9 protein-coding genes and 1 pseudogene (1 of these 10 running past the window's edge) are annotated in these 7,455 nt (G+C 68.7%); 3 read left to right on the plus strand and 7 right to left on the minus strand.

What is annotated here, in order from left to right:
• Position 1: 1 nt before the first annotated feature.
• Together E6J58_11970 and E6J58_11975 are read left to right on the plus strand one after the other, a co-directional pair.
• Positions 2 to 1,465 (plus strand): hypothetical protein, encoded by a 1,464-nt coding sequence (locus E6J58_11970; GenBank protein TMB37328.1) that lies wholly within the window; start codon positions 2 to 4, stop codon positions 1,463 to 1,465.
• Positions 1,462 to 1,677 carry a DUF2905 domain-containing protein gene (locus tag E6J58_11975; GenBank protein TMB37329.1) on the plus strand — a complete coding sequence of 72 codons (216 nt, stop codon included), beginning with the start codon at positions 1,462 to 1,464 and terminating at the stop codon, positions 1,675 to 1,677. The genes E6J58_11970 and E6J58_11975 overlap by 4 nt, the downstream gene beginning before the upstream one ends.
• A 40-nt stretch (positions 1,678 to 1,717) precedes the next feature.
• On the opposite strand, the gene E6J58_11980 is transcribed toward E6J58_11975, so the two are convergent.
• Both E6J58_11980 and E6J58_11985 read right to left on the minus strand, forming a co-directional pair.
• Positions 1,718 to 1,861 (minus strand): ADP-ribosylglycohydrolase family protein, encoded by a 144-nt coding sequence (locus tag E6J58_11980; protein TMB37330.1) that lies wholly within the window; start codon positions 1,859 to 1,861, stop codon positions 1,718 to 1,720.
• Positions 1,862 to 1,884: 23 nt separating this feature from the next.
• The gene (locus tag E6J58_11985) at positions 1,885 to 2,472 is read right to left on the minus strand and encodes a 2-hydroxychromene-2-carboxylate isomerase (GenBank protein ID TMB37331.1); all 588 of its coding nucleotides are present in this window, start codon (positions 2,470 to 2,472) and stop codon (positions 1,885 to 1,887) included.
• A gap of 61 nt (positions 2,473 to 2,533) precedes the next feature.
• Between E6J58_11985 and E6J58_11990 the strand changes: the two genes are divergently transcribed.
• On the plus strand, positions 2,534 to 2,965 hold the full coding sequence (locus E6J58_11990) for a hypothetical protein (protein TMB37332.1): 432 nt from the start codon (positions 2,534 to 2,536) through the stop codon (positions 2,963 to 2,965).
• Here the strand turns inward: E6J58_11990 and E6J58_11995 are convergent.
• From E6J58_11995 to E6J58_12015, 5 genes and pseudogenes are all read right to left on the minus strand, one after another.
• Positions 2,958 to 3,461 (minus strand): MarR family transcriptional regulator, encoded by a 504-nt coding sequence (locus tag E6J58_11995; protein ID TMB37333.1) that lies wholly within the window; start codon positions 3,459 to 3,461, stop codon positions 2,958 to 2,960. The genes E6J58_11990 and E6J58_11995 overlap by 8 nt on opposite strands.
• A gap of 22 nt (positions 3,462 to 3,483) precedes the next feature.
• A complete protein-coding gene (locus E6J58_12000; protein ID TMB37334.1) occupies positions 3,484 to 4,056 on the minus strand; it encodes an isochorismatase family protein in 573 nt (190 codons plus the stop codon).
• Positions 4,046 to 5,797 (minus strand): thiamine pyrophosphate-binding protein, encoded by a 1,752-nt coding sequence (locus E6J58_12005; GenBank protein TMB37335.1) that lies wholly within the window; start codon positions 5,795 to 5,797, stop codon positions 4,046 to 4,048. Before E6J58_12005 ends, E6J58_12000 begins: the two co-directional genes overlap by 11 nt.
• Positions 5,700 to 6,926, minus strand: a complete 1,227-nt coding sequence (locus tag E6J58_12010) for a hypothetical protein (GenBank protein ID TMB37336.1) — start codon at positions 6,924 to 6,926, stop codon at positions 5,700 to 5,702. The genes E6J58_12005 and E6J58_12010 overlap by 98 nt, the downstream gene beginning before the upstream one ends.
• 429 nt (positions 6,927 to 7,355) lie before the next feature.
• Positions 7,356 to 7,455, minus strand: a pseudogene (locus E6J58_12015) (exo-alpha-sialidase); it runs 2,225 nt beyond the window's last position.

Raw genomic sequence — 7,455 nt, forward strand, 5'->3', positions numbered from 1 at the left:
GATGGGATCCGTCGAAGATCTTCTGAGCTGGGGCGTATTCCTCCGTTTCGCGGCGATCGGCACCTACGCCGCCGCGTTCGTCTCCTACGCCGGGCGGCTGGCGATCCAGAAGCTGAAGCTCGACCGCGCGGCGACGGCGCTGGCGGTGCTCGGCGTCGCCACGCACACCGCCTATCTGGTGACGCGCTGGATCGCCGCCGGGCAGATCGAGATCCTCTCCCGCGAGAAGAGCGGCGACGTGCTCAGCTCGATGGATCGCTTCTGGTTCATGGTCTCGCATCCGCCGTACACGAACCTGTTCGACGCGCTCAACTTCGTCGCCTGGGCGATGATGGTCTGCTACCTGATCATCGAGCGCAAATGGGGGCTGCGCGTCGTCGGCGTGCTGGCGGTCGCGCTGGCGCTCGTCGCCATGGGTGAGGCGTCGCTGGTGGCCGACAAGCAGATCGAGCCCCTGGTCCCGGCGCTGCAGAGCTACTGGATCCTGATCCACGTCGGAATGCTGTTCGTCGCCTATTCCCTCTTCACGCTCGGCGCGGTCTGCGCGCTGCTCTACCTGGTGCGGACGGGCACGCCCACCGCCGTCCTCGGCGGGGTGCAGGCGGTCGCGGCGGGGCTGCTCCTGGCGCTCGTCGGCGGAGCCCGCCTCCTCTTCGGCGCCACCTACGAGATGGCGCCGGGGTGGCAGCACCAGATCCAGAGCCGGCTGCATCCGGGCAAGCTGCTCGACGTCACGACGGCGGCGCATGTCGTCCTCCCGGGCACCGACAAGGCGGTGAAGTTTCTCACTCCGGTCGCAGGCGTGGGCCCATTCCTGCTCGGCGCGATCGTCCTCTTCGCCATCGCCGCCGTCGTCTACTACCGGCAGCGGAGCACCGAGTCGGGCGTGCGGGCAGCCGGGTACAAGCTGGTGACGGCAGGATTCGCCCTTCTCACGCTCGGACTCGCGCTGCTGGTGTGGCGGATCGTCCGGTCCCCGGAGATCACGTTGCCGGAGGGCGTGCAGCTCGCCCCGGGTGAGCACGGTCCGTTCCGGCTTTCCCTCGCTTCGAACTACGCGCTCGGGCTCATCGCCCTCGTCTGGGGAACGACGTTGGGCTTCCTGCTCACGACCCCCCTGCGCAATCGCATCTCCGAGAGCCTGCCCGATCCGCGCAAGCTCGAGGACATCACGTACCGCGTCATCATCGCGGGCTGGCCGCTCTTGACCATCGGTATCGTCATGGGCGGGATGTGGGCGAACGAGGCCTGGGGTCGCTTCTGGGGGTGGGACCCGAAAGAGACGTGGGCGTTGATCACCTGGGTCGTCTATGCCGGCTACCTGCACACGCGGATCACGCTCGGGTGGGCAGGAAAGCGCCCTGCCGCGATCGCCGTCTTCGCGTTCGCGGTGGTCGTGTTCACGTTCATGGGCGTGAACCTCGGCCTGACCGGTGAAGGTCTTCATACGTACGGCGCGGGATGAGCCCCGCGGCCGGCAAGCTGCTGGTCGTCCTCGGGCTGGCCATCGCCGCAGTCGGATTGCTTTTCTGGCTCGCGCCTGGAACTCTGCGCTGGATGGGCCGGCTCCCGGGCGACGTCCGCGGTGAGCACTTTGTCTTTCCCATCGTGACCTGCCTGGTGGCGTCGCTGGTGCTGACGATTCTCGTCAACCTGGCGGCACGGCTGTTCCGGTAGACAAGCAGCACGCAGGTGAGGGCGCGCACGCGTCTGCCTTCTAGAGAAGCCGGTAGAGCTGCTCAGCCAGGGAGGTCAGCTCGGGCGCGGCCTTGAGCTTCGAGACCCACCGTTCGGGAATGCGCGACTTGCCGAACTTCGCGCCGAGCAGCGCGCCTGCGACGCAGGCGTTGGTGTCGGGCATGGCGCTTCTCCCGGCGGCAGATTCTATCCTTGCCTGCGAAGCTCGGCTTCGGCGAACTGCAGCCGGTCGTTTCCCCAGAAGCTGCGCTCACCGACGAACAGTGTGGGGACGCCGAACACGCCGCGCGCCAGGGCCAGATCGGTGTTCTTGCGCAGGCAGTCCTTGATCTCCTGGTCCTCCGTCCGGGCCACCAGCGCCTTGCCGTCGAGGCCCGCCTTCTTCAACGCGCGCTCGATCACGGGGGCGTCGGAGATGTCGTCGCCCTGCCCCCAGTACGCGTGGAAGAGAGCGTGCATGGCCTCGGCGCCCTTGCCTTTGAGATCGGCGGCGATGCAGGCGCGCAGGGCCCGGATGGTGCTGACCGGAAAGGCCTTGGGGATCTGCATCTTCACCCCGTAGTCCTGCGCCCAGCGCGCCGTGTCCTCGCTCATGTACTTGAGCTGCTGCGGAGGCGGGATGTGGTGACCGGTCGCCTTGCGCAGCCCGCCGAGCGTGATCGCCAGCAGGCGCGCCTTTGCCCCCGTGCGCTGCTCGATGCCGGCGAGCTGCGTGGAGGCGAGATAGCTGTAAGGAGAGCCCAGGTCGTAGAAGAAATCGAAGGTCTTCGTCATCCGCGCCCCTCTAGAACGGTTCTGATGCGCTGTACAGTCTCAAGCGAGCTAACATGCAGGCATGCTGAAGATCTGCCCCGTCTGTCGCAGGACCTGGTCGGGCGGTCGCGACTGCCCGCGCTGTGGCGAGGGGCATCCACTGATCGACGTGGCGCAGCCGCAGGGACGCAAGACGTTCTTGCGCGACCGCGAGCTGGCGGCGGCCATCCGCGGCTACTACGGCGCGCGGACCGGGATGCTGATCGCCTTCTGGGGCATTCTGGTCGGGCTCGTCCTGGCACTGTTTCTCTGGCGCAAGGCGATGCTCGCGCCCGCAGGGCACCAGGTCGCGCTCATCGCCGCGGCCGGTGTGTGCGCGCTCGTCCCCTTCGTCGTCGCCGTCGTGCTCGCCAACCGGGTGGTCCGGCGGTTCAGCCGCGGCTGCATCGGGCGCGCCCCGGGGCCATCCGACATCCGCATTGCCCGGTCCGACGAGCCCGCCAGGACTACCTGAGGCCTGCGTCGAGCTCTTCCGACAGAGCGAAGAGCACCTCCTGCGCGGCGGCGACCTTGGCGGGATCTGTTCCCAGCACCCGCCGCACTGCTTGCTCGACCGTGCCGGTGCGCAGGTTGTCGAGCTTGCGTCCCTTCGCCGTCAGCGCCAGCAACGCGCGTCGGGCATCGCGCGGATCGGGCCTGCGCTGGAGGATGCCGCGCGCCTCGAGCCGCTTGAGGATGCCGGTCAGCGTCGAGGGATGGACGTGGAGGATCTGCGCGACGCGGCCAGCGGGCGTCCCGGGAAAGCGGCCGACGATCCGGACCACGAGGCGCTGCGGCCCCGTCATGCCGAAGTTCGCTTCCATCCTCTTCGAGGCCGACTGCAGGGCGTGGTCCACCGCCCAGAGCAGGCGCATGAAGTCGAGCACCGCGCCGAGCGGCGGCTCCCGTTGGTCGTCCGCGCCGCGGGTTTCGGTCGAATCCGGCATCGTTGGAACGCCAACGATTCGCATGGAGCTGTCCGGCGCGCAAACGTCACTTGATCAGCGCCGTCAGCTCCTTGAACTCGGGCGTGCCCGCGACTCCGAGAAGATCGAACAGGACCGCCTCGGTGCTGGTGAGCGTTGCGCCGGCTTTCTCGCAGAGGGCGAGCCCGACTGCGCGGTTCTCGTCGCTCCGGGAGATCACCGCGTCCTGCGCCACGAACACCGAGAAGCCTCCCCGCAGCAGGTCGCGCACCGTCTGGAAGACGCAGACGTGCGCCTCCATTCCGACCACGATGGCCTGCCGGCGTCCGGTGCCGAGGATCTCACGGGCGATCGGTCTGGAGGCGCCGCAGGAGAACTCCATCTTCGTCATCGGATCGGCGGGGAGCAGCTCGCGCAGTGAGGACACGGTGGGCCCGAGGCCCTTCGGGTACTGCTCGGTCGCGACGACGGGCATGGCGAGACGCCTGGCGGCGCGGATCAGCACCTCCGCGTTCTTCTTCAGCCTGGCGAGAGGGGCGGGCGGCATCGCGGTCGCCAGCCGTTCCTGCACGTCGATCACCAGAAGGAGCGCGTTCCCGCGGTCCAGCGCAAGCGCTGCAGCAGCGTCTTCAGATGGCATAGCCCTGGGCGCCGCTCGCCGCGGGCGCCTCCGGGTCGAGGACCACGTTCACGCACGCAACCGTTCCCGACTGGACGGCCCGCTCCAGCGCTGGCCGGATCCGGGCCGGCTCCGTGACGTGCTCGCCATGCCCGCCGAGCGCCTCGATCACCTTGTCGTAACGCGTGGGCGCAAGCTGCGTCGCCGGGCTCTTCTCCGGACCGAAGAGCTGCACTTGCGGCAGCCGGATCTGTCCCCACGCGGCGTCGTTCCCGACCACCACCACCATCGGGAGGCGGAACCGAAGGGCGGTGTCGAAGTCCATGCCGTTGAATCCGAACGATCCATCGCCCTGGATGACGAAGAGCGGCCGATCGGGATGCAGGAGCTTCGCCGCGATGCCGAACGGCGCGCCCACTCCCAGGCACCCGAGCGGTCCCGGGTCGAGCCAGCGGCCCGGCTTGCGCAGCGCGATCACCTTCGCGGCGATGGCCACCCAATTGCCTCCGTCGGCGACGAACATGCTGTCGCCCGCGTCGTGGGCGACAGCGTCGAGCTCCCTGGCCAGGCGGAAATGGTGGATCGGCACCTGGTCGGATCGCTCGTATGCCGCCTGTCGCGCGGCCTTCTCCTTCTCACGGCCGCGAAGGTCGCGCAGCCATCCATCGCCGCGGCGCCGCTTGGCGATCGCCGCGGCCAGTTGCTCGAGGACGCTGCGGGAATCTCCGACGATACCAACGTCCACCGCGCGGTTGCGGCCGATCTCCGCGCCGTCGCTGTCGATCTGCACGATCTTCGCCGTCTCGGCGATCCCGGCGCCGTACCCGAGCCGGAAGTCGAGCGGCGTCCCGGCGATCACCACCACGTCCGCTTCGCCCAGAGCGTCCTTGCGCGTCTGCGAGAAGAAGTGCGGGTGATCCGCGGGAAGGCAGCCCCGGCCAGCGCCGTTCAGGTACACCGGAGCGCCGAGTCGCTCGGCGAAGGCAGCCAGCGGCGCGGCGGCGTCGTCCCAGTGGATCGAGCTGCCGGCCACGATCACCGGCCGCGCGGATGCCGACAGCAGCTCGCCCGCGCGATCGACGAACGCCGGATCTCCGGGCTGCCTCGCGCGCGTCCGGTACGAGACGGGCAGCGGCGCTTCGCTTTCCTCCACTCCATTGGAGAGCACGTCCCAGGGCACTTCCAGGAACACCGGTCCAGGGCGGCCCGTCAGCATGGTCCGGAACGCTTTCGCGAGGTACGTCGGAACGCGATCGGGAGAGGGGATCCGATCGGACCACTTGGTGATCCGGGTGAACAGGTCCACCTGCTCCATCTCCTGCAGCGATCCCTTGCCAGCGTTGAAGCTGGGCGCGGCGCCCCCGAGCAGGAGCACGGGGCTGCTCGCGGCATAGGCATTGGCGATGCCGGTCAGCGCGTCGGTCACGCCCGGACCCGCGGTGACCGCGCAGACGCCGATTCCCCGGGTCAGCCGCGCCGTTGCGTCGGCGGCGTGCGCGGCCGCCTGCTCGTGCCGCGTGTCGACGATGGCGATGCCCTCTTCCACGCAGGCGGCATAGATCGGAGCGATGTGCAGCCCCGAGAGCGTGAAGAGATGGCGCACGCCCTCGGCCTTGAGCATCCGCACGAGGAGCTGCGCACCGGTCGCGGTTCCCACATTGACCTCAGTTCGCTTCCAGCTTGCCCACGGCAATCGCGCCGGGTATTCGCCCGGATGCGGTCTGGATGCTGGCCTTGTATCCCGCACGGGGCACGGCGCCATCGAAAACCGTGCCACGGCCGCCTGCTGAAAGAAGTTCGAAGCTAAAGCTTGCCAGCTCGTCTCCAGCGGTCAATGTCACATCCGGTGCGGGCGCGGCGCCGGTGCCCTGCAGGGCGAGCCCGACCACGAGGACGTCCCGCAACAACCCGGTTCCCATCGCCGCCTTGGAGATCGCGTTGGACAGGACAGCACCCGCGGCGAATCCGTCGAACCTCACCTTCGTCGAATCCAACGGGAGGTTCAGAGCCAGCCCGCGGAGCTGCACGCTCGCGGTGGCCTTGATCCGCAGCGTCAGGACGGTGCAGGAATCGCAAGCGTCTGCGACGAGCTGCAGCGGAGTGGCGGCCGATGGCGTGTACGTCAGTGTCGTGGCCGGGTGAGGATCGACAGTCACCGTGACCGGCGGACTCGTCGTCGCGCCGCCCGGACCGACCGCGTGAAGCGTATACGTCGTCGTCACCGTCGGCCGGACGGCGAGCGAGCGGCGCGGCCCGACATTGATCGTGGTCGTGCCGCTGCTGACGCTGTAGTTGACGGCGTTTCCACTCCAGCTCAGCGTCGCCTCGTCTCCCTGCACGATCGAGGGCTTGTCCACCGAGAAGTTGCTCACCGATGGCGGGACGCCGACGCGTGCAGCCATCTTGGCCGTCACCGAGTCCGGGTGCCGGCCAGTCTTGTTATACGCAGTCAACGTATAGATGGTCGTGGCTGAAGGGCGCACGACCAGCGAGCCGCTCACCACCACGTCGTCGGCGCGTCCCGTGGAGCCGTCGGTGAGCGTCGTGCGCTCGGCGCTCGTCGTGGTCCATACCAGGCTCACTTCGCTTCCAGGCGAGACCTGTCCCGGCATCGCATCGGCGGCGTCGACGGCGAGCAGCGGTCGCAGCGTGATGGCGATGCCGCGCGTCGCCTCGATGCCGTTCTCGTTCGTCGCCCGCAGCGTAAACGTACCGGAGGCGGACGGAACCACCGTGACCGGGCTGCCGTGTACGACGCCGGGGGCAGGCTCGATGCGCACGGTGCTCGCTCCCCGGACCGCGAACGAGAACGTCACCGGAGCACCCACGTCGGGATTGGCTTCGTCCACCGCGAAGCTGTCGATCACCGGCGGCCCGCTCGAGCACGCCACGGCGGCGATGGTGACGAGCAGCCAGCAGCGCGTTCAGATCGTCGCCATCAATCCTGTTCGTGGCGCCAATCAGGTCCGCCTGCCACCGGTAGACCGCGCTCGACTGCGTCGCGTTGAAACTGTCCGCGAGATCGATCAGGTCCTCTCCGTCGATGCGGCCGTCGAAGTTGGTGTCGCCAAGGCCGCGGACCCCGGCGGCGGAGACAGCCGCAGTATCGATCTGCCAGAAGCCGCGTCCGTAGGTGGCAACCGTGAGCCGCTCGCTGCCGCCTGGGGACCCCGGAGGAGCGAAACAGACGTCGCGCACTTCGACCAGCGGAAGCGATCCCGCTCCGAAGCGCGACCAGGTCGAGCCAGAATCCGTCGACCGGTAGAGCCCGATCATCGTCCCGACGTAGAGGATTGCCGGATCGCCGGGATCGACCTTGATCACGTTTGCGCCCACGTTCGGGAGCCCGCCACTCGCGACCGGCTGCGCGCCGAGCGATGTCCAGGTCGCGCCGCCGTTGTCGGTCCGAAACACGTGCCC

Source organism: Deltaproteobacteria bacterium (assembly GCA_005879535.1).
GTDB lineage: Bacteria > Myxococcota > Myxococcia > Myxococcales > 40CM-4-68-19 > 40CM-4-68-19.

Bases quoted from the DNA above. Each gene is read 5' to 3' on its own strand.
- E6J58_11990 (TMB37332.1), top strand. From the start codon at position 2,534: ATGCTGAAGATCTGCCCCGTCTGTCGCAGGACCTGGTCGGGCGGTCGC.
- E6J58_11995 (TMB37333.1), bottom strand. From the start codon at position 3,461: ATGCGAATCGTTGGCGTTCCAACGATGCCGGATTCGACCGAAACCCGC.
- E6J58_11985 (TMB37331.1), bottom strand. From the start codon at position 2,472: ATGACGAAGACCTTCGATTTCTTCTACGACCTGGGCTCTCCTTACAGC.
- E6J58_11975 (TMB37329.1), top strand. From the start codon at position 1,462: ATGAGCCCCGCGGCCGGCAAGCTGCTGGTCGTCCTCGGGCTGGCCATC.
- E6J58_11980 (TMB37330.1), bottom strand. From the start codon at position 1,861: ATGCCCGACACCAACGCCTGCGTCGCAGGCGCGCTGCTCGGCGCGAAG.
- E6J58_12005 (TMB37335.1), bottom strand. From the start codon at position 5,797: ATGGCGCCGTGCCCCGTGCGGGATACAAGGCCAGCATCCAGACCGCAT.
- E6J58_12000 (TMB37334.1), bottom strand. From the start codon at position 4,056: ATGCCATCTGAAGACGCTGCTGCAGCGCTTGCGCTGGACCGCGGGAAC.
- E6J58_11970 (TMB37328.1), top strand. From the start codon at position 2: ATGGGATCCGTCGAAGATCTTCTGAGCTGGGGCGTATTCCTCCGTTTC.